The organism is Agreia sp. PsM10, assembly GCF_030433855.1.
Taxonomy (GTDB): Bacteria; Actinomycetota; Actinomycetes; order Actinomycetales; family Microbacteriaceae; genus Agreia.
Genome location: NZ_JARUXC010000005.1, coordinates 1 through 23,969 on the forward strand (window position 1 = coordinate 1; position 23,969 = coordinate 23,969).

General features: G+C 66.8%; 24 protein-coding genes. 3 read left to right on the plus strand and 21 right to left on the minus strand.

Translation table 11 applies throughout. The features are described from left to right. Nucleotides 1–129: 129 nt before the first annotated feature. A complete protein-coding gene (gene hflX, locus QCD70_RS07560) occupies nucleotides 130–1,662 on the minus strand; it encodes a GTPase HflX (RefSeq protein WP_301214762.1) in 1,533 nt (510 codons plus the stop codon). 41 nt (nucleotides 1,663–1,703) lie between these two features. Here hflX and QCD70_RS07565 point away from each other — a divergent pair, with 41 nt between their 5' ends. Then, nucleotides 1,704–2,315 carry a class I SAM-dependent methyltransferase gene (locus QCD70_RS07565; protein ID WP_301214763.1) on the plus strand — a complete coding sequence of 204 codons (612 nt, stop codon included), beginning with the start codon at nucleotides 1,704–1,706 and terminating at the stop codon, nucleotides 2,313–2,315. Nucleotides 2,316–2,322: 7 nt separating this feature from the next. On the opposite strand, the gene dapF is transcribed toward QCD70_RS07565, so the two are convergent. The 10 genes from dapF to QCD70_RS07615 all read right to left on the minus strand — a co-directional run bounded on the left by dapF (nucleotide 2,323) and on the right by QCD70_RS07615 (nucleotide 12,635). Beyond that, a complete protein-coding gene (gene dapF / locus QCD70_RS07570; protein ID WP_301214764.1) occupies nucleotides 2,323–3,204 on the minus strand; it encodes a diaminopimelate epimerase in 882 nt (293 codons plus the stop codon). Next, nucleotides 3,194–4,126, minus strand: a complete 933-nt coding sequence (gene miaA / locus QCD70_RS07575) for a tRNA (adenosine(37)-N6)-dimethylallyltransferase MiaA (protein WP_301215262.1) — start codon at nucleotides 4,124–4,126, stop codon at nucleotides 3,194–3,196. The genes dapF and miaA overlap by 11 nt, the downstream gene beginning before the upstream one ends. A 22-nt stretch (nucleotides 4,127–4,148) precedes the next feature. Further along, on the minus strand, nucleotides 4,149–5,693 hold the full coding sequence (miaB, locus tag QCD70_RS07580; protein WP_301214765.1) for a tRNA (N6-isopentenyl adenosine(37)-C2)-methylthiotransferase MiaB: 1,545 nt from the start codon (nucleotides 5,691–5,693) through the stop codon (nucleotides 4,149–4,151). A gap of 46 nt (nucleotides 5,694–5,739) precedes the next feature. Continuing rightward, nucleotides 5,740–6,423: a regulatory protein RecX gene (locus QCD70_RS07585; RefSeq protein WP_301214766.1), complete on the minus strand. Its 684-nt coding sequence runs from the start codon at nucleotides 6,421–6,423 to the stop codon at nucleotides 5,740–5,742. Nucleotides 6,424–6,463: 40 nt separating this feature from the next. Further along, on the minus strand, nucleotides 6,464–7,531 hold the full coding sequence (gene recA, locus QCD70_RS07590; protein WP_301214767.1) for a recombinase RecA: 1,068 nt from the start codon (nucleotides 7,529–7,531) through the stop codon (nucleotides 6,464–6,466). Nucleotides 7,532–7,792: 261 nt separating this feature from the next. Continuing rightward, nucleotides 7,793–8,017 carry a DUF3046 domain-containing protein gene (locus QCD70_RS07595; protein WP_301214768.1) on the minus strand — a complete coding sequence of 75 codons (225 nt, stop codon included), beginning with the start codon at nucleotides 8,015–8,017 and terminating at the stop codon, nucleotides 7,793–7,795. A gap of 100 nt (nucleotides 8,018–8,117) precedes the next feature. Beyond that, nucleotides 8,118–8,426, minus strand: a complete 309-nt coding sequence (locus QCD70_RS07600; RefSeq protein WP_055932059.1) for a helix-turn-helix domain-containing protein — start codon at nucleotides 8,424–8,426, stop codon at nucleotides 8,118–8,120. Between the two features lie 232 nt (nucleotides 8,427–8,658). Beyond that, a complete protein-coding gene (locus tag QCD70_RS07605) occupies nucleotides 8,659–9,174 on the minus strand; it encodes a CinA family protein (RefSeq protein ID WP_301214769.1) in 516 nt (171 codons plus the stop codon). Continuing rightward, the gene (pgsA, locus tag QCD70_RS07610) at nucleotides 9,171–9,761 is read right to left on the minus strand and encodes a CDP-diacylglycerol--glycerol-3-phosphate 3-phosphatidyltransferase (protein WP_301214770.1); all 591 of its coding nucleotides are present in this window, start codon (nucleotides 9,759–9,761) and stop codon (nucleotides 9,171–9,173) included. The genes QCD70_RS07605 and pgsA overlap by 4 nt, the downstream gene beginning before the upstream one ends. 6 nt (nucleotides 9,762–9,767) lie before the next feature. Continuing rightward, nucleotides 9,768–12,635, minus strand: coding sequence for an FtsK/SpoIIIE family DNA translocase (locus QCD70_RS07615; protein ID WP_301214771.1), 2,868 nt, complete (start codon nucleotides 12,633–12,635; stop codon nucleotides 9,768–9,770). A 77-nt stretch (nucleotides 12,636–12,712) separates the two neighbouring features. Here QCD70_RS07615 and QCD70_RS07620 point away from each other — a divergent pair, with 77 nt between their 5' ends. Beyond that, complete coding sequence (locus QCD70_RS07620; protein WP_301214772.1) at nucleotides 12,713–13,357, plus strand: hypothetical protein; 645 nt, start codon at nucleotides 12,713–12,715, stop codon at nucleotides 13,355–13,357. Here the strand turns inward: QCD70_RS07620 and QCD70_RS07625 are convergent. From QCD70_RS07625 to hrcA, 10 genes are all read right to left on the minus strand, one after another. After that, nucleotides 13,344–15,020 (minus strand): ribonuclease J, encoded by a 1,677-nt coding sequence (locus QCD70_RS07625; protein WP_301214773.1) that lies wholly within the window; start codon nucleotides 15,018–15,020, stop codon nucleotides 13,344–13,346. The genes QCD70_RS07620 and QCD70_RS07625 overlap by 14 nt on opposite strands. Before the next feature lie 35 nt (nucleotides 15,021–15,055). Next, the gene (dapA, locus tag QCD70_RS07630; protein ID WP_301214774.1) at nucleotides 15,056–16,033 is read right to left on the minus strand and encodes a 4-hydroxy-tetrahydrodipicolinate synthase; all 978 of its coding nucleotides are present in this window, start codon (nucleotides 16,031–16,033) and stop codon (nucleotides 15,056–15,058) included. A gap of 48 nt (nucleotides 16,034–16,081) precedes the next feature. Further along, nucleotides 16,082–16,999, minus strand: a complete 918-nt coding sequence (era, locus tag QCD70_RS07635; protein WP_301214775.1) for a GTPase Era — start codon at nucleotides 16,997–16,999, stop codon at nucleotides 16,082–16,084. After that, nucleotides 16,996–18,285, minus strand: coding sequence for a hemolysin family protein (locus QCD70_RS07640; RefSeq protein WP_301214776.1), 1,290 nt, complete (start codon nucleotides 18,283–18,285; stop codon nucleotides 16,996–16,998). Before QCD70_RS07640 ends, era begins: the two co-directional genes overlap by 4 nt. Further along, nucleotides 18,282–18,749 (minus strand): rRNA maturation RNase YbeY, encoded by a 468-nt coding sequence (ybeY, locus tag QCD70_RS07645; RefSeq protein ID WP_301214777.1) that lies wholly within the window; start codon nucleotides 18,747–18,749, stop codon nucleotides 18,282–18,284. Before ybeY ends, QCD70_RS07640 begins: the two co-directional genes overlap by 4 nt. Then, a complete protein-coding gene (locus QCD70_RS07650) occupies nucleotides 18,746–19,729 on the minus strand; it encodes a PhoH family protein (RefSeq protein WP_301215264.1) in 984 nt (327 codons plus the stop codon). The genes ybeY and QCD70_RS07650 overlap by 4 nt, the downstream gene beginning before the upstream one ends. Before the next feature lie 46 nt (nucleotides 19,730–19,775). Further along, nucleotides 19,776–20,138: a histidine triad nucleotide-binding protein gene (locus QCD70_RS07655; RefSeq protein ID WP_301214778.1), complete on the minus strand. Its 363-nt coding sequence runs from the start codon at nucleotides 20,136–20,138 to the stop codon at nucleotides 19,776–19,778. 83 nt (nucleotides 20,139–20,221) lie between these two features. Then, the gene (locus QCD70_RS07660; protein WP_301214779.1) at nucleotides 20,222–20,962 is read right to left on the minus strand and encodes a 16S rRNA (uracil(1498)-N(3))-methyltransferase; all 741 of its coding nucleotides are present in this window, start codon (nucleotides 20,960–20,962) and stop codon (nucleotides 20,222–20,224) included. A 2-nt stretch (nucleotides 20,963–20,964) separates the two neighbouring features. Continuing rightward, a complete protein-coding gene (gene dnaJ / locus QCD70_RS07665) occupies nucleotides 20,965–22,071 on the minus strand; it encodes a molecular chaperone DnaJ (RefSeq protein ID WP_055932023.1) in 1,107 nt (368 codons plus the stop codon). 96 nt (nucleotides 22,072–22,167) lie between these two features. After that, nucleotides 22,168–23,190, minus strand: a complete 1,023-nt coding sequence (hrcA, locus tag QCD70_RS07670) for a heat-inducible transcriptional repressor HrcA (RefSeq protein WP_301214780.1) — start codon at nucleotides 23,188–23,190, stop codon at nucleotides 22,168–22,170. A 188-nt stretch (nucleotides 23,191–23,378) separates the two neighbouring features. On the opposite strand from hrcA, the gene QCD70_RS07675 reads away from it, so the two are divergent. Beyond that, nucleotides 23,379–23,933 (plus strand): DUF4870 domain-containing protein, encoded by a 555-nt coding sequence (locus tag QCD70_RS07675; RefSeq protein WP_301214781.1) that lies wholly within the window; start codon nucleotides 23,379–23,381, stop codon nucleotides 23,931–23,933. Nucleotides 23,934–23,969 lie beyond the last annotated feature (36 nt).

The following is a 23,969-nucleotide window of genomic DNA, read 5'->3' on the forward strand; positions in this document are numbered from 1 at the left end:
GCCCGGTGCAATACCGGACCCAGGCCCTCGCGGCCTAGACTTTCAATTGGCCAGTCCAGCAATCCGGGACCAGTCCATGATCGGCGGGGCCCTTGTCGAGAGAGAAGCACACCTCGTGAGTTCTGCGAGTCAGCGGGCGACCGCGAACTCCTCGAGAGCCTGCTCGTACTCCGGGTTGACGAGCGCGCGCACCCGCGTTCCGCCTTCTTCGTAGTCGGTGCTCAGCACGGTGTTGTGGTCGTGCAGCAGCGCGACCAGGTCGCCACGCTCGTACGGGAGCAGCACGTCGACGGTGATGGTCGGTCGCGGCAGGGCCTGCTCGACCATCTCGAGCAGCTCGGAGATGCCCTCGCCCGTTCGTGCAGACACGAACACGCTGCGGGGTTCGAGGCCGCGCAGCACGATGCGATCGCTGTCTGAGATCAGGTCGCTCTTGTTGAAGGCCACGATCTCGGGGATGCCCCGCGCCCCGACTTCGCCGATCACGTCGCGCACGGTGGCGAGCTGGCTCGCGGGGTCTGGATGCGCGCCGTCGACGACGTGGATGATGACGTCGGCGTCGGCGACCTCCTCGAGGGTCGACCGGAAGGCCTCGACGAGCTGATGGGGCAGATTGCGCACGAAGCCCACGGTGTCGGCGAAGGTGTACTGCCGCCCGTCCTTCGCCGTGGTCTTGCGCACGGTCGAATCGAGCGTCGCGAACAGGGCGTTCTCGACCAGGACACCGGCGCGGGTCACCCTGTTGAGCAACGACGACTTGCCGGCGTTGGTGTACCCCGCGATCGCCACGGACGGCACAGCGTTGCGCTTGCGATTCGCGCGTTTCGCGTCGCGCGCCGGCTTCATCTCGACGATCTGCTTGCGCAGCCTCGACATGCGCGTGTGGATGCGGCGACGATCGAGCTCGATCTTCGTCTCACCGGGTCCACGCGATCCCATTCCGGCGCCCGCGCCTCCCACCTGGCCACCGGCCTGACGGGACATGGAGTCACCCCAGCCCCGGAGTCTCGGGAGCAGGTACTCGAGCTGCGCGAGTTCGACCTGCGCCTTGCCCTCACGGCTCTTCGCGTGCTGACTGAAGATGTCGAGGATCACGGCCGTACGGTCGATGACCTTGACCTTGACCACGTCCTCGAGCGCACGCCGCTGGCTGGGAGCGAGCTCGCTGTCGGCGATCACGGTGTCGGCGCCGAGGGACTGCACGAGGTCACGGAGCTCCTGTGCCTTGCCCTTGCCGAAGTAGGTGCTGGGGTCGGGTGTCGGCCGGCGCTGCAGGAGACCCTCGAGCACGACGGCTCCGGCGGTCTCGGCCAGTGCGGCCAGTTCGTGCATGGAATTCTCGGCGTCGGTCAGGCTGCCCTGGGTGTAGACGCCGATGAGAATGACGTTCTCGATGCGGAGCTGTCTGTACTCGACCTCCGTGACGTCTTCGAGCTCTGTCGACAGACCTACGACACGGCGAAGCGCCTGGCGGTCCTCGCGCTCACTCTGGTCGCCGTCGAATCCGGACTCCCGGCCCGTGGTATCACGCTGCAGCGCCTGCGCGGCGGAGTTGGTGAACAGCGAATAGCCGGCCGCCCGCGTATCCGCTCTGGCGAGCACCCTCGCGACCACGTCATCGGTGTCGCGAGCCTCTGTTGTTGCTTCAGTGTTTTCGGTCATCTGACTCAAGGATATCCCTCCCGGTTTGCTACTGTCCCTCTATGACGAATGAGCACTATTTCTCGGCCACCCCGGGGAGTCCGCTCATCCCGCGAGAGATCTCGGTGCGCCTCGCCGATACGGATTACTCACTCGTCACCGCCGGTGGCGTCTTCAGCCCCGACCGCATCGATACAGGCACCCAGGTGCTGCTCGCCAACACCCCTGCTCCCCCGCCCGGTGGCAATCTGCTCGATCTCGGGTGCGGCTGGGGCCCCATCGCCTTGACCCTCGCCCTGCTGTCGCCCCGAGCGCAGGTCTGGGCTGTCGACGTGAACGAGCGGGCTCTCGATCTGGTGCGCACGAATGCCGAGCGCCTCGGCCTCACCAATATCAACGCCGTGCTTGCGTCGGATGTTCCCGTGGACGTGCAGTTCATGACGATCTGGTCGAACCCGCCGATCCGCGTCGGCAAGGCCGAGCTGCACACCATCATGAAGACGTGGCTTCCCCGTCTCGAGGCCGGCTCGGATGCCTGGCTCGTCGTGCAGCGCAACCTCGGCTCCGATTCCCTGCAGCGCTGGCTTCAGGCGGAGTTCCCCGACGAGCTCCAGGTGACTCGAGCCGCCACGAACAAGGGCTACCGGGTTCTGCGGGCTCGCGCGTCGTCCTGACCGCGCATCACGCCAGTGACAGGTCGCCCTCGAACACGAGTTCCGCCGGTCCTGACAGCGACACGTGTTCGCCGTCTTCCGCCGCGAACATACGAACACCCACCGTTCCACCCGGCACATCGACTCGCCAGATGCTCGGCGCCCCGCGGCCGGCCCAGTGCCTCGTGGCGAGTGCGGCAGCCGCGATCCCCGTGCCGCAGGACAGCGTCTCTCCACTGCCGCGTTCGTGAACACGCATGGTGATGCGACCGACTCCGTCGGCGACCAGAGGCTCGTGGGGAACGACGAATTCGATGTTCGCTCCGTCAGCAGGCTCCGGATCGACCTGCGGGATGTAGGTCAGGTCGGCCGACGCGAGTTCGTCGCCGTCGGCGAGGGCGACGACGATGTGCGGATTGCCCACGTTGATTCCCTGCCCCGGCCGGGCCACCGCCAGGTTGCGGGCGCGCACGAGAGGTTCGCCCGACTCGAGTCGCCACCGCCCCAGGTCGACCTGGAAACCGGTGGTGCTGCGCTGCACATCACGGACTCCCGCCCGCGTGCCGATTGCGAGCGTGTCTCCGGTGTTCAGCTCGACGAGCCCGTTGTCGATGAGGTAACGGGCGTAGACCCTGATGCCGTTGCCGCACATCTCGGCGATCGAGCCATCGGCGTTGCGGTAGTCCATGAACCATTCGGCCGCGGGCTCTTCGGCGAGTGCGGCCTCGCCGTCGACGATGCTGCGTGATCGAACCGCTCGGATCACCCCGTCGGCGCCGACGCCGAAGTGTCGATCGCAGATGGCCGCAACCTGGGCGGGCGTCAGGTCGTTGGTGCCGTCGGCGTCGGTATAGAGCACGAAGTCGTTGCCGGTGCCGTGCCCTTTGGTGAAATGGAGTTCAGTCGCCATCATGCAAGCCTAGGGTCTCGTCGAGCGCACGGGCCGACGCGGCCGGGTCGCGGGCATCCAGTGTCAACGCGGAATCGTACCGCCGGAACCAGCCCACCTGACGGCGCGCGTATCTCCGCGTGAGCGCCTGAGTCGATTCGATGGCCTCCGCGGCCGTGAGGTCGCCGGCCAGCTGTGCAAGGGCCTGGGCGTATCCGATCGCCTTTCCCGCCGTGGTCCGAGGGTCGAGGCCTGCCGAGCGCAGCTGGTGCGCCTCCTCGACTATTCCGTCTCGCCACATGCCCTGCACCCGCTCGTCGAGGCGCACGACCAGCTCGGGTCGCGGCATCTCGAGCGCGATGATGGTCGAGCGGCGCCAGGCAACGGGAGCATCGGGAAGCGTTCCCGTCAGCGTGCTTCCCGTCATCTCGAGCACCTCGAGGGCTCGGACCAGGCGGCGACCGTTCTGCGAGCCGATGGCCTCGGCGGCAGCCCGATCACGGTTCGCGAGCCGCCTGTAGAGCGTTCCCGGCCCGTCGGAGACGAGCTCGGCCTCGAGACGCGCTCGGATCACAGCGTCCGTGCCCGGGAAGGTGAAGTCGAAGATGACGCTCGAGACGTACAGGCCCGAACCGCCGACCAGGATCGGAACGTGGCTCCTCATCAGGATCGCATCGATCGTGCTGCGAGCGGCCGCCTGATAATCGGCCACCGAGTTCTCGGCGGAGACATCGAGCACATCGAGCATGTGGTGCGGAATGCCTCTGCGCTCGCCGACTGGCAGCTTCGCTGTTCCGATATCCATGCCTCGGTACAACTGCATCGCATCGGCGTTGACGATCTCGGCCGTCAGCCCACGACGCGCGAGACCGTCTGCGAGGTCGAGCGCGAGCGCGGATTTTCCCGTGCCCGTCGCCCCGACGACCGCGATCACGTCTGCTATGGTCGCGTCACCGCTCGGACGGTTACCGCTCACCGTCGGCGAGGTCGTAGATGGGGACGGTGCCCACACGGAGAGTCGGGAGACCGAGCGACACAGGCCGCGGCCCGGCTGAGGCCGATCCGATCGGCTGCGCCGGGACTCCGCAGGAATCCGCCGCCGCGCGATCCCACGCGTCACCCGACCTCGTGCGGCGCACGCGGAGCGGTCGCCCATCGGAGTCGGCGATGAGGTGGAACGGCGCCGCCTCCGTCACGACGACGGTCACGACGTCTCCGGGCCGGGGAACCGCCGATTCGGCCGTGACTTCGAAGTGCACCAGACGGGAGTCCTCGGCCCTGCCGCTGAGACGATGGGTGTCGGAGTCCTTGCGACCCTCGCCGTTCGCGACGAGCACCTCGACCTCTCGGCCGATGACTCGCTGGTTCTCCTCCCAGGAGATGCGATCCTGCAGGGCCGCCAGCCTCTCGTAGCGCTCCTGCACCACCGCCTTCGGAACCTGGTCGGGCATGGTCGCCGCAGGCGTACCGGCACGCACCGAGTACTGGAACGTGAAGGCCGTGGCGAATCGCGCCTCTTCGACGACCCTCAGGGTCTCTGCGAAGTCCTCCTCTGTCTCACCGGGGAACCCGACGATGATGTCGGTGCTGATCGCGGCGTGCGGGATCTGCTGCCTCACCCGGTCGAGGATGCCCAGGAACTTGGCCGAGCGATACGAACGCCTCATCGCTTTGAGGATGCGATCCGAGCCGGACTGCAGGGGCATATGGAGCTGGGGCATGACCGACGGAGTCTCGGCCATCGCGTCGATCACGTCGTCGGTGAACGCCGCGGGGTGCGGGCTGGTGAAGCGGATGCGCTCGAGGCCGGGAATGGCCCCTGCCGCCCGCAGGAGCTTGGAGAAGGCGAACCTGTCGCCGAACTCGACACCGTAGGAATTGACGTTCTGCCCGAGCAGGGTCACCTCGACGGCGCCGTCGTCGACGAGGGCTTGGATCTCGGCCAGCACGTCTCCTGGACGCCTGTCTTTCTCCTTGCCTCGCAGCGCGGGCACGATGCAGAACGTGCAGGTGTTGTTGCAGCCGACCGAGATCGACACCCAGCCGCTGTAGGTCGACTCCCGTTTCGTGGGCAGGGTCGAGGGGAAGGTCTCGAGCGAATCGAGGATCTCGATCTGCGCCTCACCGTTGTGGCGGGCGCGTTCGAGCAGGCTGGGGAGAGATCCCATGTTGTGCGTGCCGAAGACGACGTCGACCCAGGGGGCCTTGGTGAGGATGGTGTTCTTGTCTTTCTGGGCGAGGCACCCCCCGACGGCGATCTGCATTCCGTCGTGTCGGCGCTTCACACTCGCCAGGTAGCCGAGATTGCCGTACAGCTTGTTGTCGGCGTTCTCGCGCACGGCGCAGGTGTTGATCACGACGGTGTCGGCCTCGGTTCCGGGGTCGGCCTTCACGTAACCCGCCGCCTCGAGCGACCCGGACAGCCTCTCGGAGTCGTGGACGTTCATCTGACACCCGAAGGTTCGAACCTCGTACGTTCGTGTGCGGGGCGGTGCGGTGACGCTGCTCATGGTGTCAGTTTACGTTCGACGCGGCGCGCGGCAGGCCCGGCCCTCGTCAGCGGAAGCGAACCGTGCTCGTGCCGGCCACCAGCGTCTTGGAGACGGCATCACGAACGACGCTGGACGGATATCCCTTGCGCTGCAAGAAGCTGCTGAGACGGCGCTCCGCCGTCGCCCGGTCGAGACGCAGGAGACTGGGAGCCTTCTTCTCTGCGAGCTCGAGAGCGCGGGCCAGTTCGTCGTCGTCGTCGAGGGCGGTCAGCAGATCGGAGACGATCTCCTGGCTGATTCGCTTCGCGCCGAGTTCACGCTGGATCTGGCTACGGCCGAACCCCTTGCGCCGGTGAAGTCGCTCGATCTCGCGTTCTGCGAACGCGTAGTCGTCGACATACCCCTTCGACCGGTAGATCGTGAGGAATCCCTCGAATGCAGAGGAGTGCACCCCGTTCGCGGCGAGGATCTCGGTGACCTGCCATTCGGACAGGTCTTTTCTTGCCAGGGCTCGCACCACCAGGTTCTCGAGATCGGCGAGCTGCAGTTCTTGTTCCTCCGCCTGCTCCGGGGTAAGCCCGGCAGTGTCGAGAACAGGAACGGCGACCGGACCGGAAGGGTGACGACCGGTCTGGCTCTGTTCGTCGGGCGAACCGAACAGAAAGGCGACCGGAGCCATCGTCTTCTCAGGGACGTCGCCCTCGGGACCATCGACTGTCTCGTCGGGGGATGGGGTGAATCTGACCACGGTCGCGGCCTTTCTGTTCGGTTCGATGAACGACGAAGGGTCAGGCGCCCTTGCGCGCCGGCGTCTTCGAGGCCAGGGCCACGGGCGCAGCCGGAGCGGCAGCAGTCTTCTCGGCGCCGATTCCGAGCTTGGTGAGGATCTTCGTCTCGATCTCTGCGGCGACCTCGGGATTCTCGGTGAGGAATCGACGGGAGTTCTCTTTGCCCTGGCCCAGCTGCTCGCCCTCGTAGGTGTACCAGGCACCGGATTTGCGAACGATCTCGTGCTCGACACCGAAGTCGATGAGGCTGCCCTCGCGGGAGATGCCGATGCCGTAGAGGATGTCGAATTCCGCCTGCTTGAAGGGCGGCGCCATCTTGTTCTTGACGACTTTCACCCGGGTGCGGTTGCCGACCGCGTCTGTTCCCTCTTTCAGGGTCTCGATACGCCGGATGTCGAGGCGGACCGACGCGTAGAACTTGAGCGCCTTGCCACCCGCGGTCGTCTCGGGACTGCCGAAGAAAACACCGATCTTCTCACGCAGCTGGTTGATGAAGATCATGGTGGTGTTCGTGGTGCTGAGGCCACCCGTGAGCTTGCGGAGAGCCTGGGACATCAGTCGTGCCTGCAGACCGACGTGGGAGTCACCCATCTCTCCCTCGATCTCTGCACGCGGAACGAGGGCTGCGACGGAGTCGATGACGATGAGATCGATGGAGCCGCTTCGCACGAGCATGTCGGCGATCTCGAGTGCCTGCTCACCGGTGTCGGGCTGAGACACGAGAAGAGCGTCGATGTCGACACCGAGCTTCTGTGCGTAGGCCGGGTCGAGCGCGTGCTCCGCGTCGATGAATGCGGCGATTCCGCCGGCCTTCTGGGCGTTGGCGATCGCGTGGAGCGTGAGCGTGGTCTTTCCCGAGGATTCCGGGCCGTAGATCTCGACGATACGACCCCTGGGAAGTCCTCCGACTCCCAGTGCGACGTCGAGTGCGATGGACCCCGTGGGGATGACCTCGACCGGCGCACGATCGTCGCTGCCGAGGCGCATGACGGACCCCTTGCCGAACTGTCGGTCGATCTGTGCAAGTGCGGTTTCGAGTGCCTTTTCTCGTGTGGCATCTGATGGCATTGCTGTCTCCTTCTGTCGTGCGCGGAATCCGTCGCGTGAGTTTTTCGCCTATAGGCTGTCGCGCCGGCGGACCGGGTGTCGACAAGGCGTTCGCATCGTGGTGTGCGTGTGATCCGACTGTAGACACGACCACCGACACGGGGTCGGGACGGGGCCTGACAGTGGACAACACAGCCAACACTTCTGCTGTGAAGGAGACTACACAGGTCTAGAACATATATTCGAGCGGCACGGGGCGTGTCGCCGCGAATCGATGAGGAATCAGGAGCGCGGGGCGGGCAGGCCGACACCGTGCCGGCGCGATTCGGGCACCCCGCTTGCGCGGCAGAGAGCCAGCCAGACCTGTCGCACCGGTACACCCTGCTTCAGCGCGTCGTCGGCTGTTCTGTCCGAGAGCTCGGCGATCACGAGGTCGCCCGTGACCACCCGGCCGTATGCCACACCGAACTCGTCGGCGACAGCCTGTCGGAATTCGCTCAGTCTCATGATGCCTCACTGCCCGGCTGCACCTACGGGCATAGCGAAGGGCCTCGTCACTTCAGTCGTGACGAGGCCCTCGCATGGTCGATCTCGTGCCGGAGTCGGACTACCGGGCGAGAAGTTTTGAATCGTAGCCCGCGACGAATTCGTCGGGGACGGTGTCGGGAATCGTGTCGATTCCCTCGATCACGGCGAGTCGGTCTCCGACCTCGCGCATGATGACGGAGATCGGCGTGTCGAGGGCCTCGGCCACCGACGCGAGGATCTCACTCGACGCCTCTTTCTGTCCACGCTCGACTTCGCTGAGGTACCCCAGGGCGACACTCGCCTTGCTGGCCACCTGCCGAAGGGTGCGACCCTTCTGGAGACGAAAGTCTCGCAGCACGTCGCCGATTTCTTGGCGAACTAAAATCACTGGACCCCTCCTTGCTGTTTGTCTTGCGTCAATACGATGCGACCGATCGGACAAAGCCCGACCGGTACTGTCTGAAACTCTAAACGACACTGAACCGTCTTTTCTGTGAATGACATCAGTTGTAACGAGATGGAAATGCCGTTCATTCCCGACTCCGACGAATGCCGCTTCCGGATAGTTGTCATCGGGTATTCGAGGCGGTCGGGCAGACGGATTGGACGAACGCCTCCGATCATGCTTCATCGGAGGACGTCGCGCGCACCGCATCGAGCAGCAGACGGACGGCCGCGGTCACCGTCTGCTGTCGGACGGCGTCGCGGTCGCCACGAAGCTGCAGCCCATGTGAGGACTCCGCACCGCGAGCGGCCAGACCGATGAACACCGTGCCCGCCTCATGGCCGTCCTGGGCGCCGGGGCCCGCCACGCCCGTGGTCGACAGTCCCCAGTCGGCGGGCCGCCCTTCTCCGAGGCGATCCCGCACTCCGGATGCCATCTGCACGGCCACGTCGGCATCGACCGGTCCGCGGGCTGCGAGGAGACGGGCGTCGACACCGAGCAGCGCGCTCTTGAGGTCTGTGGCGTACGCGACCACTCCCCCGCGCACCACATGCGACGCGCCCGGGATACGGATGAGCTCGGCCACCAGGAGGCCGCCGGTCAGCGATTCGGCCACCGCCACCGTGAGTCGCCGCGCGCGGAGCTCCTCGATCAGTGTGCGGGTCTCGTCAGGCCCGGCGAGGTCGGTCACGACGCCGCTCTGGCCGATCTGCTGAGGCGACGCGCCTGCACGAGGTAGTCGATTCCCGTGATGACCGTGAGCACGAACGCGATCGACATCGTGACGATGTTCACCCAGTCGAACCAGCTGCCGAGCAGCGAGGGGAACGGCACCAGGGCGAGCGAGATGGCGATGGACTGCGCCAGGGTCTTCAGCTTTCCCCCACGCGACGCAGGGATCACCCGATCGCTGAGGACGGCGAAGCGGAACACGGTGATGCCCACCTCACGCACGAGGATGATCGCCGTGACCCACCAGGGAAGCTCGGCCAGGATGGACAGTCCGACCAGAGCGGCACCCGTGAGGACCTTGTCGGCAATGGGGTCGAGCAGTTTGCCCAGGTCGGTGACCTGGTTGCGGGAACGGGCGATGTGTCCGTCGATGCCGTCGGTCGCGATCGCCACGATGAACAGGGCGGCCGCGGCGTAGCGCAGCGGTGTGTCGGCGCCGCCGTCGGCGAGCAGCATCCAGAAGAACACCGGCGCCAGCAGGATGCGGACGACCGTGATGATGTTCGGGAGATTCCAGTTGCTCACCCGCGGAGCGGCCTCGGTCACGTTCGTCTACTCTCTGCCGGTCAGGCCCCAGGCGTCCTCGTCTGAATCGCCCTCCTCCTCAGGGTACCGTTCCAAGCCTCTCGCAACGGGGTCGTCGGCGTAGGGGTCGTCGGCCGCGACTCCCGCCGGAGCCGATGCGGCGACGGACGCGGGCGCGGCGGACACAGCCGACGCGGGTGCACCACGCAGCATCGCGAGGATCTCGGGCAGCTGCTCGGCGGTCACCAGAACGTCGCGAGCCTTCGAGCCCTCCGACGGGCCGACGATCTCGCGCGACTCCATCAGGTCCATCAGGCGCCCGGCCTTCGCGAAGCCGACCTTGAGCTTGCGCTGGAGCATGGAGGTCGATCCGAACTGGGTGTTCACGACGAGTTCGGCAGCGGCCAGAAGGATCTCGAGGTCGTCGCCGATATCGGCGTCGATGTTCTTCTTGACGGCCTCGACCGCCACGTCGTCACGGTACTCCGGTCGCGCCTGGTGGGTGACGTGCTGAACGACGGTCGCGATCTCGGCCTCGCTCACCCACGCGCCCTGCACGCGGATGGCCTTGGACGAGCCCATGGGGAGGAAGAGCCCGTCGCCCTGGCCGATCAGCTTGTCGGCACCGGGCTGGTCGAGGATGACCCGTGAATCGGTGACGCTGGTGACCGCGAAGGCGAGACGGCTCGGCACGTTCGCCTTGATCAGTCCGGTGACGACGTCGACGCTCGGCCTCTGCGTGGCGAGCACGAGGTGGATGCCCGAGGCGCGCGCCAGCTGCGTGATCCGCACGATGGAATCCTCGACATCGCGGGGAGCCACCATCATCAGGTCGGCGAGCTCGTCGACGACGATGAGCAGGTAGGGGTAGGGCTTCAGCTGCCGGAGACTGCCCGCGGGAAGGATGATCTCGTTATTGATGACGGCCTTGTTGAAGTCGTCGATGTGCCGGAAGCCGAAGCTCTCGAGGTCGTCGTACCTCATGTCCATCTCTTTGACCACCCAGGCCAGCGCTTCGGCCGCCTTCTTGGGGTTCGTGATGATGGGCGTGATGAGGTGGGGCACGCCCTGGTAAGCGGTGAGCTCGACGCGCTTGGGGTCGATGAGCACCATGCGCACCTCGCTGGGCTTCGCGCGCATCAGGATCGACGTGACCATCGAGTTGACGAAGCTCGACTTTCCGGAACCCGTCGAGCCGGCCACGAGGAGGTGGGGCATCTTGGCCAGGTTCGCCATGACGAACTTTCCTTCGACGTCCTTTCCGACACCGATGGTCATGGGGTGGTTGTCGGAGGCGGCCTTCGACGAACGCAGCACGTCTCCGAGCGAGACGATCTCCCTGTCTGTATTGGGAATCTCGACACCGATGGCGCTCTTGCCCGGGATGGGCGAGAGGATGCGCACCTCGTTGCTCGCGACGGCGTACGACAGGTTCTTCGACAGTGCCGTGACCCGCTCGACCTTGACGCCCGGACCCAGTTCGATCTCGTAGCGGGTGACCGTGGGGCCACGCGAGAAGCCGGTGACGGTCGCGTCGACCGAGAACTGCTTCAGCACTTCGGTGATCGCGGCGACGATCTCGTCGTTCGCGGCCGAACGTGCCAGCGAGGGACCGCCCACCTTGAGGCTGGCCGCGGCGGGAAGCCTGTAGTCGGCGGCGGGTGTATCGATCTCGATACCTGACCCGACGGAGTCGTCGTCGAGTTCGAGCTCCGGCTGCACGACGCGAACCGGGGGCGGCGGATACGCCGACGACGACTCGGTGGCAGCGTCGTCGAGGAGGCTCGTCTGCGGAGCGGCACCCGGGCGGACCTCTCCGGTGAACCGTCGGACGGCGCGTTCGGCCGCCTTCATGTCGTTGAGAAGGCCGACCTGAGCCGCCTCGTCGTCGTCGGGGTCGGCCACGCTCGCAGCGCTGGCGAACGGCTCGTCCGACGCAGGAGTCCGGTCTTCGACACGGGGCGCCATCGCGGGTGCGTCGAACTCCGGGTCTTCTTCACGTTGGGAGGAGTTGCGCCTCCACCACGGGAGCCCGTCCGAGCCGACCTCACGGGCGGCGAGATCGATCTGTTCGGTCGTCAGCACGTCGGCCTCGGCTGCTTTCGACGCCTTCTCGGCCTTCGCGGCCCTCTTCGCCTCGCGGTGCTCGGCCTCGTCGGGGAACGCCGCTCCGAACAGGTATGCGTACAACTCTCGGAGACGCGATCCGATGCGGTTCGGAGGAGTCTTGGTGAGGATGAAGACGCTCAGGAGCAGGAGGGCCGACACGACGATGGTCGCGCCGATGGGGGTGATCAGTGCGACCAGTGGCGCCGCGAGGACCCACCCCAGGATGCCGCCTCCCGTGGCCAGCTGCCCACCCGATGGATTGGGCTGCCCGCCGTAGATGTGGCAGAGCGACGACACCGTGATGAGCATCAGCCCGAGTCCGATGCCGATGCGGCCGTTGTTGTGCACCGAACTCGGATGCCGGAACAACCAGGCGGCGAGCAGGAGCAGCACCACCGGCAGGGCGTAGGCCACCCGTCCGAACAGCAGCCCGAAGGTCCACGCCTCGACGGCGACGGCCACGGTGTTGGAGACGAGGAACCACTCGACGACCGCGCCGGCGATAGCCAGCAGCACGAGCAGGAACGGCAGTCCGTCGCGCCGCTCGGCCTTGTCGAGTTCTGCCGGCGAGAACGCTCGGAATGCGCCGCCGACGACGTGGGCCATGCCCAGCCAGGCACGCGTCACGAGTCCGGGGCCGTGATCGTCTTTCGCGGCGGGGTTCAGGCGCACGGTCTTCTGGGTCGCCGCAGCGCGCGTGGGCGTCTTTCGTGCGCCCGTGGACGCACCCGCGCGGCCGGAGGATGCACCGCGTGCGCGGGAGGTCGACTTGGTACTCGTAGCCATGGTGTCACGCTACCCGGGGGTGCCGACGATCGCCGGTTGCGCGGGCCGGGTGTCTGATTTCGGCGTAGCCTCGAGCCATGTCGCCTCGCCTCCGTCTCGTGCTGCTCGTCTCGGTTCCGGCCATGGCGTGCGCGCTCATCGGTCTGCTGCATCCGCACCATCTGACGGCCGACACGGCGGCGCGCTGGCAGCTGATGCACCTCGTGCTCATCCCCGTCTTTCCGTTGATCGGCTTCGCCCCGTGGCTGATCGCGCGTCGCACGAGCAGGGTGCTCGCCATCGTCGCCGCCGTGGCGGGATACGGGTTCGCCACGTTCTACACGTCGCTCGATCTCCTGGCCGGCGTCGCGGCCGGCACGCTCCAGCTGGCCGGCGTGACGGAAGGCAAGGCCCCGGTGTACGAGATCGCCCGTGAGGTCGGGCTCGTCGGCGTCGTCTCGCTCGTGCTCGCCTGCCTCGCTGCGACCGCCGCGGTCTTCGTGGCGCGACGGCTGCGCGCGCTCCCCGGTGGCGCTCTCGCCGTCGCGGGCGCCGTGCTCGTGCAGCCCGGCCACATCTACCCGGGTCTCGGAACCCTGGCCATGCTCCTCCTCGCCGCGGGCTTCATCGCACTCGCGGTCGAGATCGCACCCACGAGACGCGCCGCCCCCACGCCGGGAACGACCGAGGGCCCGGCGACGATCGCCGGGCCCAAAGTGAAGCGGAGCGCTACGCCTCGATGACGAGCGGCACGATCATCGGGCGGCGGCGGTACGACGTGTTGACCCAGCGACCGACCGTGCGACGCACGACCTGCTGCATCGCGTGCTGGTCGTGCATGCCGTTCTTGGATGCCTCGGCCAGGGCCGCGACGATCTTCGGCTTCACGTCGTCGAAGACGGACTCGTCTTCGGCGAAGCCCTTCGCGTGGATCTCGGGGCCGACCACGACGCGGCCGGTCTGCGCCTCGATCACCACGATGATGGAGATGAAGCCCTCCTCACCGAGGATGCGGCGATCCTTGAGATCGGCATCCGTGATCTCGCCGACGCTGGATCCGTCGACGTAGACGAAGCCCAGGTCGTACTGGCCGACGACGGAGGCGACGCCGTCTTTGAGGTCGATGACCGTACCGTCTTCGGCGATGATCGTGTTCTCTTCGGGGATACCGGTCTGCTGCGCCAGCTTCGCGTTCGCCACGAGGTGACGCTGCTCGCCGTGCACGGGCAGCACGTTCTTGGGCTTCAGGATGTTGTAGCAGTAGAGCAGCTCGCCGGCGGCCGCGTGACCGGAGACGTGCACCTTCGCGTTGCCCTTGTGCACCACGTTGGCGCCGAGCTTCATGAGTCCGTTGATGATGCGGTAGACCGCGTTCTCGTTGCCGGGGATCAGGCTCGAGGCGAGGATGACGGTGTCGTTCTCGCCGATCTCGACCTGGTGCTCGCCGTTGGCCATGCGGCTGAGCACGGCCATCGGCTCACCCTGCGAGCCGGTGGACATGTAGACGATCTTGTTGTCGGGGATGTCCCCCGCCTTCTTGAAGTCGATGAGCACGTTCTCGGGCACCCGCAGGTATCCGAGTTCTGCCGCGATCTGCATGTTGCGCACCATCGACCGACCCAGGAGGGCGACCCGACGGCCGTTGTTGTGCGCGGCATCCAGAACCTGCTGCACGCGGTGAACGTGGCTCGAGAAGCTGGCCACGACGACGCGGCGGGGAGCACGGCGGATGACGTCGTCGAGGACGGGACCGATGGAGCGCTCGAGCGCCGTGAATCCCGGGACGTCGGCGTTCGTCGAGTCGACCAGGAACAGGTCGACCCCCTCTTCGCCGAGGCGGGCGAACGCACGCAGGTCGGTGAGCCGATTGTCGAGCGGAAGCTGGTCCATCTTGAAGTCGCCCGTGTGCAGCACCGTGCCGGCGACCGTCTTGATCGCGACCGCGAGGGCGTCGGGGATGGAGTGGTTGACGGCGACGAACTCGAGTTCGAACGGCCCGAACTGCTCGATCTGGCCCTCGGCCACGGTCAGCGTGTAGGGCTTGATGCGGTGCTCTTTGAGCTTCGCCTCGATGAGCGCGAGCGTGAGGCCCGAGCCGATGAGGGGGATGTCGCGCTTCAGGCGCAGCAGGTAGGGCACGGCGCCGATGTGGTCTTCGTGACCGTGCGTCAGCACGATGCCGAGAACGTCGTCGAGGCGATCGCGCACGATCGAGAAGTCGGGGAGGATCAGGTCGACCCCTGGCTGGTGCTCTTCGGGGAAGAGCACTCCGCAGTCGACGATCAGCAGCTTGCCGTTGATCTCGAAGACGGTCATGTTGCGGCCGATCTCGCCGAGGCCACCGACCGGAATGATCCGGAGGGTGTCAGGGGCGAGGGCGCGCGGTTCGTATGCGGTGTTGGGCATGTGCCCTCCTAGCTCGTGGTGCCGACCCCGAAGGGTCAGCGTGTTGTGCCCGCGACCTTCGGCAGTGCGCCGCCGGCGGCGGCGTTGCGGTCGGGGCGGAAGTTGGTGAAGTCGATCGAGGGGATTCCCTTGACCAGGTCGATCTCGTTCTCGATCTGCGCGGCTTCCCACTCCTCGGGGCCGACGAGCGGCAGGCGCACCCGTGGGCTCGAGATGCGGCCGAGGCCATGCAGGATGTACTTGGCCGCGACGGTGCCGGGAACGTGGGTCATCACGGCGCGCACGAGCGGCTCGAGAGCCTGGTGCGCCGCTGTCGCCGTGGCGAGGTCGCCCGCGTTGACCGCGTCGACCATGACCCGGTACGGACCCGAGGCGATGTTGTTCGTGACACCGATGAGCCCGGTCGCGCCGATGGAGAGGTGCGGCAGCACGTTGGCGTCGTCGCCCGAGAAGTACATGAGGTCGGTCTGGTTGATGACCCGGCTCACCTCGCTGAAGTCGCCCTTGGCGTCTTTGATGGCGAGGATGTTCGGATGCTTGGCGAGGCGGAGGATCGTCTCGTACTTAATCGGCACGCCGGTGCGGCCCGGAATGTCGTAGAGGATGACAGGGAGGTCGGTCGAGTCCGCGATCATGCGGAAGTGCGTGAGGAGCCCGGCCTGGGTGGGCTTGTTGTAGTAGGGGGTGACCACGAGGTTGCCGTCGGCGCCGGCCTTCTCGCTCTGGCGGGCGAGCTGCATGGCGTGGGCCGTCTCGTTCGAACCGCCTCCGGTGAGCACCTTGGCGCGACCGGCCGAGACCGACTTGGCGACCTGAACGAGCTGCAGCTTCTCGGCGTCGGTGAGGGTCGAGGTCTCCCCCGTCGTTCCCGACACCACGATGCCGTCGGCTCCATGGCTGATGACGTTGTCGATGTGCTTCTCGACGCTGGGCCAGTCGACCTCGCCCTCGGCGGTGAACGGGGTGACGAGGGCCACGAGCACCTGGCCGAACGGATTCTCTTTCGTTATCACGGGTTACAGGCTACCGGTCGCGTTGGCATGCGCGCCGACAGAGGGTGCTCAGAATCCGAGTCGTCCGAGCTGCTTCGGATCGCGCTGCCAGTCTTTGGCGACCTTGACGCGCAGGCTGAGGAAGACCTGCTTGCCGATCAACGGCTCGATCTGCTCGCGGGCGGTGGCGCCCACCGCGCCGAGCCGCGACCCGCCTTTGCCGATGATGATGGCCTTCTGGCTGTCGCGTTCGACGAACACGTTGGCGTAGATCTCGACCAGCTCGCGGTCGTCGCGCTCGATGATGTCGTCGATGGTGACGGCGAGCGAGTGCGGCAGTTCGTCGTGCACGCCCTCGAGTGCGGCCTCGCGGATGAGTTCGGAGATGCGCGCTTCGAGCCCTTCGTCTGTGGTCTGCTCGGCCGGATACAGCCGGGGAGAGACGGGAAGGAGGCGGATGAGCTCGGTCGAGAGGGTGTCGAGCTGGATGCGACTCTGGGCAGACAGGGGAACCACGGCCTCCCAGTCGCGCAGCTCCGAAACGGCGAGGAGCTGTTCGGCGACCGCGGGCCGCGAGGCCGCGTCGATCTTCGTCACTATCGCGACCTTCTTGGCTTTGGGAAAGCTCTCGAGCTGCTCGTTGATGAAGCGGTCGCCCGGGCCGAGCTTCTCGTTCGCCGGAATGCAGAAGCCGATGACGTCGACATCGCCCAGGGTGGTCTGCACGATCGCATTGAGTCGCTCGCCCAGAAGGGTGCGCGGCCGGTGCATGCCCGGGGTGTCGACCAGGATCAGCTGCCCGTCCGCGCGGTGCACGATGCCGCGGATGGCGCGGCGTGTCGTCTGCGGTTTGGAGGAGGTGATCGCAACCTTCTCGCCCACGAGGGCGTTCGTCAGGGTCGACTTTCCCACGTTGGGACGACCGACGAACGAGACGAATCCCGCCCGGAAGTCGCGTGTCGGGCTGTCGGTGCCGGGGTCGGTCACTCGGGTCCTCTCTCTGAGACGAGCGGCTGCGCCGACTGGTCTCGTTGCACCAGGACGGTGCTGATTCGTTTGCGGCGGCCTTCGGTGCGTTCGGCTGTGAGCACGAGGCCCGATGTCGTGACCCGGGAACCGCTCGAGGGCAGACGTCCGAGCTCCTTGGACAGGAGACCTCCCACGGAGTCGACGTCGTCGTCGTCGAGCTCGAGGTCGAAGAGTTCGCCCAGTTCGTCGACGGGAAGACGCGCGCTGACGCGATAGACGCCTTCCGACACGTTCTCCACCTCCACGATCTCTCGGTCGTACTCGTCGGAGATGTCTCCGACCAATTCCTCGATCAGATCCTCGAGGGTCACGAGACCGGCGATTCCGCCGTACTCATCCACAACCATGGCGAGGTGATTGGAGTCGAGCTGCATCTGTCGCAGCGTGTCGTCAACTTTTTTCGACTCGGGAACGAAGAGCGCGGGGCGTGCGAGCTTGCCCACGGTGCGCTTGTCGAGCGCGGCCGGCTTCTCGTAGGCGAGACGGGCCACATCGCGCAGATACAGGATGCCGACGATCTCGTCGACGTCATCGGCGACGACGGGCATACGGGAGACGCCGGTGCTGAGGAAGAGTCCCATGCCCTGACCCACGGTGGCCGTGGAGTCGACAGTCACCATGTCGGTGCGCGGAATCATGACCTCGCGCACGACGGTATCGCTGAAATCGATGATCGAATGGATGAGCTCTCGGTCCTCCTCCTCGAGCACATCGAGCTCGGTCGCCTCGTCGACCATGCTGAGAAGCTGCTGCTCCGAGGTGAACGCGGCGGAACGCGGACGCCCGGGAGTGACGCGATTGCCGAACGCCACGAGCGCGCCCGCGATGGGCCCGAGCACGACCCGCAGGCTGTGCACGAGCAGCGCAGTGAGTCCCACGACCGCCTGCGGGTGTGCCCGGCCCACGCTGCGCGGGCTCGACCCCACGAGAACGAACGACACGACGGTCATGATCAGCGCGGCGAACAGCAGAACGAGCCACGGGCCCTCGATCCACACCGACAGCACGATGGTCACCAGCACCGCGGCGGTCGTCTCCGAGACGACGCGGGCGAAGTTGACCACGTTCATGTGGGGACTGGGGTCTGATGCGATCGCGCGGAGCGACCTCTTCGCCCGGTACTTCTCGGCCAGTTCGGCGATGTCGGCGCGCGACAGCACCACGAGGGCCGCGTCCGTCGCGGCGAAGAGCCCGCCCAGGGCCACGAGCACGAATGCCGCGACCAGGAAGAGTGCTGTGATCATGTACGGCGGCGGCGCTCAGTGGCCGCGAAACCGGTGAGGATGTCTCGTTGCAGACCGAACATCTCCTTCTCCTCGTCGGGTTCGGCATGGTCGAAGCCGAGGAGGTGGAGAACGCCGTGGGCTGTCAGGAGCTGCAGCTCGTCGAGGGTGGAGTGCCCAGCGCCGACCGCCTGCGCCTCGGCCACTTGAGGACACAGCACGATGTCGCCGAGCAGTCCGGGAGGGGTGGGGGCGTCTTCGGTTCCCGGACGCAGCTCGTCCATGGGGAAGCTCAGGACGTCGGTCGGACCCGGCTCGTCCATCCACTGAACGTGGAGCTGCTCCATGGCGGCCTCGTCGACGAGCACGATCGCCAGCTCGGCATCGGGGTGCACGTGCAGCTGGTCGAGGGCATAGGTCGCGAGCCTCAGGATCGCCGTCTCGTCGACTTCGATCGCGGACTCGTTGTTGATCTCGATGGTCATCGCTGCTTCTTATACCTTTGGTCTCGCTCGGAGGCGCCGACCTTCTCGCCGGCCTTCCGCGCCATCTGGATCTGGTCGTACTTCGTGTACGCGTCGACGATCTGACCCACGAGTGTGTGTCGGACGACGTCGGCGCTCGTCATGGTGGCGAAATGGATGTCGTCGATGCCCGAGAGCACACGCGTGACGAGCTGGAGCCCGCTCGTTCCGACCGGCAGGTCGACCTGGGTGATGTCACCCGTGATCACCATGCGCGATCCGAATCCGAGTCGCGTGAGGAACATCTTCATCTGCTCCGGGCTCGTGTTCTGCGCCTCGTCGAGCACGATGAACGAGTCGTTCAGTGTTCGACCGCGCATGTAGGCGAGAGGGGCGACCTCGATCGTGCCGGCGGCAAGGAGCTTGGGAACGACCTCGGGATCGAGCATCTCGTTCAGGGCGTCGTAGAGCGGTCGCAGGTAGGGATCGATCTTGTCGGTCAGCGTTCCGGGCAGGTAGCCGAGGCGCTCCCCCGCCTCGACGGCCGGTCGCGTGAGGATGATGCGGTTGACCTCTTTGCGCTGCAGGGCCTGGACGGCCTTGGCCATGGCCAGGTACGTCTTGCCCGTGCCGGCCGGGCCGATGCCGAAGACGATGGTGTTGAGGTCGATCGCGTCGACGTAGGCCTTCTGACCGGCGGTCTTGGGCCGGATGCTCTTGCCCCGCGTCGACAGGATGGCCTGGCCGAGCAGGTCGACAGGGCTCGCGGTCTTGTCGGCGTCGAGGATGGCTGCGCTCGACGTGACTTCGGTGGAGGTCAAATCTTGTCCGTTCTTGATCATCACGAGGAGTTCGTCGACGAGACGTCGAGCCGACTCGACCTCGTCTGCGTCGTCGCCGGTGAGGGTGACCTCGTTGCCGCGCACGTGCACGTCGACGCCCGGATACTGCTTCTCGATCGTCGACAGGAGCCTGTCCTGGGGGCCGAGCAGGCGCACCATGGCGATGCCGTCGATGAAGAGTCTGGCTTCGCCCGGTGTGGAATTCTCAGCCGTCGGCAAGGGAATCCTCTCCGAGTCCTCCGGCGAGAATGTGCGCGTGCACGTGGAATACGGTCTGGCCCGCGGCCTCACCGGTGTTGAAGACCAGTCTGAATTCTCCGCCCGCGCGCTCGTCGGCGATGCGGGATGCGAGCGCCACGACCTCGGCCAGCAGGGCAGGGTCGCCCTCGGCCAGTTCGACGACGTTGCGGTACGCCTCGGTCTTCGGAACCACGAGAACGTGCACGGGCGCCTTGGGGGCGATGTCTTCGAACGCGATCACGGTGTCGGTCTCGGCCACGATGGTGGCGGGGATCTCGCGCGCGACGATGCGCGAGAAGATCGAGGGCGAGTCGTCTGTGGGTGACATGCGTCTATCTTAAGAGCGCGGAGGCCGCCGTCGCGGATGCCGACGGATACGTTCGCTCTCGGCACAGTTCACCCGCAGGCCGGTCACCAGCGCTTCAGTCTCACGTTGAGCACGGCGAGCGCGGATGGGCCGGCCGTCGAGGTGCGCAGGATCTCGTCGCCGAGGCGCACCCGCACGGCGCCCTGGCGCTCGAAGAGGTCGAGCTCGTGGGGGGCGATGCCGCCCTCGGGACCGACCACGAGAACGAGGATGCGCGCATCCGGCGGCAGCACGACGTCGGACAGGCGGGCCTCGGCCGTGGGGTCGAGCACGAGCACGGTGGCGTCGTCGGCCAGCCGGGCGAGCTGCTTCGTTGTCATGTGCTGCTCGACGGCCGGCACCCACGACCGGATCGACTGCTTCGCCGCCTCGCGCACGATCGCGCCCCAGCGCTCCATGCCCTTGGCGATCTTCGCGCCCGACCACTTCGAGATGGAGCGCTCCGCGGCCCAGGGTATGACGCCCGAGACGCCGAGCTCCGTCGCCGCCTGAACGGCGAGTTCGTCGCGATCGCCCTTGGCGAGGGCCTGGGCGAGCCAGACCTCGGGAACCGGCGCCTCATCGAGGGTCGACGACTCGACCCGGATCTCGAGCGCTGCCGCCTCGACGACGGTGATGGGGCCCCGAACCACGAGCCCGGCGCCGTCGCCGATCGAAATGACCTCGCCCACACGGAGCCGATTCACGGTCACCGCGTGCCGCGCCTCGGGACCCGCCAGCGCCACGCCGTCGCCGACCGCGTGCGGCACGGCTGCCAGGTCGGAGCGCAGGAAGAGCGAACTCATGCTCAGACGTTGAGGAAGCGGTCGCGCAGTTTGGCGAACAGGCCCTGCTGGAAGTGACCGAGGTTGGGAGCCGGGTACTTGTGGGCCTGGGCGAGCTGCTTCATGAGCTCCTTCTGCTTGTGATCGAGTTTGGTCGGCGTCGTGACCTGCACGCCGATCTTCAGGTCTCCCCGACCCTGCCCGCGCAGGTGGGTGATGCCCCGGCCCTTGACCGTGATGATCTCGGCGCTCTGGATGCCGGGCTTGATCTCCACCTCGATGTCGCCGTCGAGAGCCGTGACCGTCGACGTGGTGCCGAGCACCGCGTCCCACATGAAGACCTCGAGCGTGCACAGGATGTCGTCGCCGTTGCGGCTGAAGACGTCGTGGTGGCGCACCTTCATCTCGAGGTACAGGTCGCCGTTGGGTCCGCCCGCGGGGCCGACCTCGCCCTGTCCGATGAGCTGCAGGCGCAGGCCCGTGTCTACGCCGGCGGGGATGTCGACGGGGATCGACCGACGGGCGCGCACGCGGCCCTGGCCCTGGCAGGTGACGCAGGGCGCGGGGATGACGGTGCCGTAGCCGCGGCAGGTACCGCAGGGTGCGCTCGTCATGACGTTGCCGAGCAGCGAGCGCACGGCACGCTGGATCTGGCCGCTGCCGCCGCAGATGTCGCAGGTGACCGGAGAGGTGCCGGGCTGGCAGCACGACCCGTTGCAGGTCTCGCAGACCACGGCCGTGTCGACCTCGAGGTCGCGGTGGGTTCCGAAGATGACCTCGCCGAGGTCGATCTCGACCCGGAGCAGCGCGTCCTGGCCGCGTTCCTCGCGGGACTTCGGACCCCGCGAGCCGCCCTGGGCACCGAAGAAGGTCTCGAAGATGTCGCCGAAGCCGCCGAAACCGCCGGCCCCGCCCGGGAAGCCCTGCTGCGGACCGCGATCGTAGTCGCGCCGCTGGCCGGGGTCGCTCAGCACGTCGTAGGCGTGGGTGACCGCCTTGAACTTCTCCTCGGCATCCGGCGCCGAGTTGACGTCGGGGTGCAGCTCTCGAGCGAGCCGTCGGTAGGCCTTCTTGATCTCTTCGGGCGTGGCACTCTTGTCCACACCCAGCACGTCGTAATGGTCAGCCACGCGGGCGTCTCCTTATGATTCGGGATTCGCTGGCCGTGGGACGGCAGCGTTCTGTCGGATCGGGTCGTCGCCGGATCGGCGCGAGAAAGTACAGGATCAACTCTCCCCGAGTGCTCGGGAGAGATATCGGGCCACCGCGCGCACCGCGGCGATGTTGCTCGAATAGTCCATTCGTGTCGGGCCGAGCACACCGAGGTGGGCGAGCGATCCGCCCTGCGCGCTGTACCCGCTCGCCAGGATGGACGTCTCGCCCAGCCCGAATGGAGCGTTCTCGCGGCCGATGCTCACGGAGACGCCGCGCTGGTCGGCCTCGAGCTCGCTGAACAGCCGAAGCAGCACGACCTGCTCCTCGACCGCTTCGAGCACGGGCAGGATGCTTCCGTGGAAGTCGTTTTCGGTGCGCACCAGGTTGGATGCCCCGGCGATCACGAGCTTGTCGTGTCGCGTGGCCGCCACGTGCTCGGCGATGGCCGCAACGATGGCCCGCACCACGGGCGTGCGGGAGGCGGCGAACATGCCGGGAAGATCTCCGAGCCGGGCCGCGGCCTCGACGACGCCGACGCCCGCGAGCGCGGTGTTGAGCTTTGCCCGGATCTCGCCGATGAAGTCGACATCGACCTCGCCCGGCACGTCGACGACCCGCTGGTCGACGTGGCCGGAGTCGGTGATCACGACGAGGAGCAGCTTCTGGGGAGCGAGGGCCACCACCTCGAGGTGGCGGAACCGGGCCTGCTGCAGCGAGGGGTACTGCACCATGGCGACCTGCCGGGTGAGCTGAGAAAGGAGGCGCACGGTGCGGGCGAGCACGTCGTCGAGGTCTGCGGACTCGCCGAGGAACGTCTCGATGGCCTGCCGCTGGGCCGGAGTGAGCGGCTTCAGATCGGCGAGATGGTCGACGAAGAGCCGGTATCCCTTGTCGGTGGGTATGCGGCCCGACGAGGTGTGCGGCGCGGTGATCAGTTCTTCTTCTTCGAGGAGCGCCATGTCGTTGCGGATGGTGGCCGCCGAGACACCGAACGAATGCCGGTCGACGATCGACTTCGACCCCACCGGCTCGCGCGAGGCCACATAGTCCTGCACGATGACGCGGAGCACTTCGAGGCTGCGGTCCGAGACCATGTCGTCACCTCTCTCTCGTCTGCACTCTGTCGCGTGCGTCGTGTGCACAGGCTCGCGAACGATTGGCACTCCGAGATCCTGAGTGCCAATTATATCTTGCCCGCGGACCATGGGGATCATTGCCCGCCGAACCCGTTCCGCAGTATCTTGTGCTGAAGCCCACATCCAGTGACGAAAGGCCGCGACTCATGTCCGATCCCAACTCGACGCCGCAGAACAATCCGGGCTCGGGCGAGCCGACACCTCCCCCGTACACCCCACCGGCAGGGCAGGTTCCGCCCGACTTCGGAACACCGGCCGGCGGCTCCGTTCCGCCGCAGTACGGCTCGCCGCCTGCAGGCCAGACGCCGCCTCCCGGATACACGCCGCAGCCGGCCGCGGCGCCGGGTGCACCACTGAGCCAGTCCGACGACAAGCTGTGGGCCTCGCTCGCGCACTTCGGAGGCGTGCTGAGCTTCATCCCTCCCCTCATCATCTGGCTGGTCTTCAAAGACCGCGGCCCCCTGGTCAACCAGGAGGGCAAGGAGTCGCTCAACTACCAGATCACGATCGCCATAGCGTGGGTGGCGTATGCCATCCTGAGCGCGATCCTGGCGTTCATCCCCATCCTCGGTCCGATTCTCGCCCTGATCCTGGTCCTGGCGATCTGGGCGGCCCAGATCGTCTTCCCGATCATCGGCGGCGTGAAGGTGAACGGCGGCGGCACCTACCGCTACCCCTTCGCCATCCGCCTCATCAAGTAATCCCCCATCAAGTAGCCCATTCCGCACCGAGCGCCG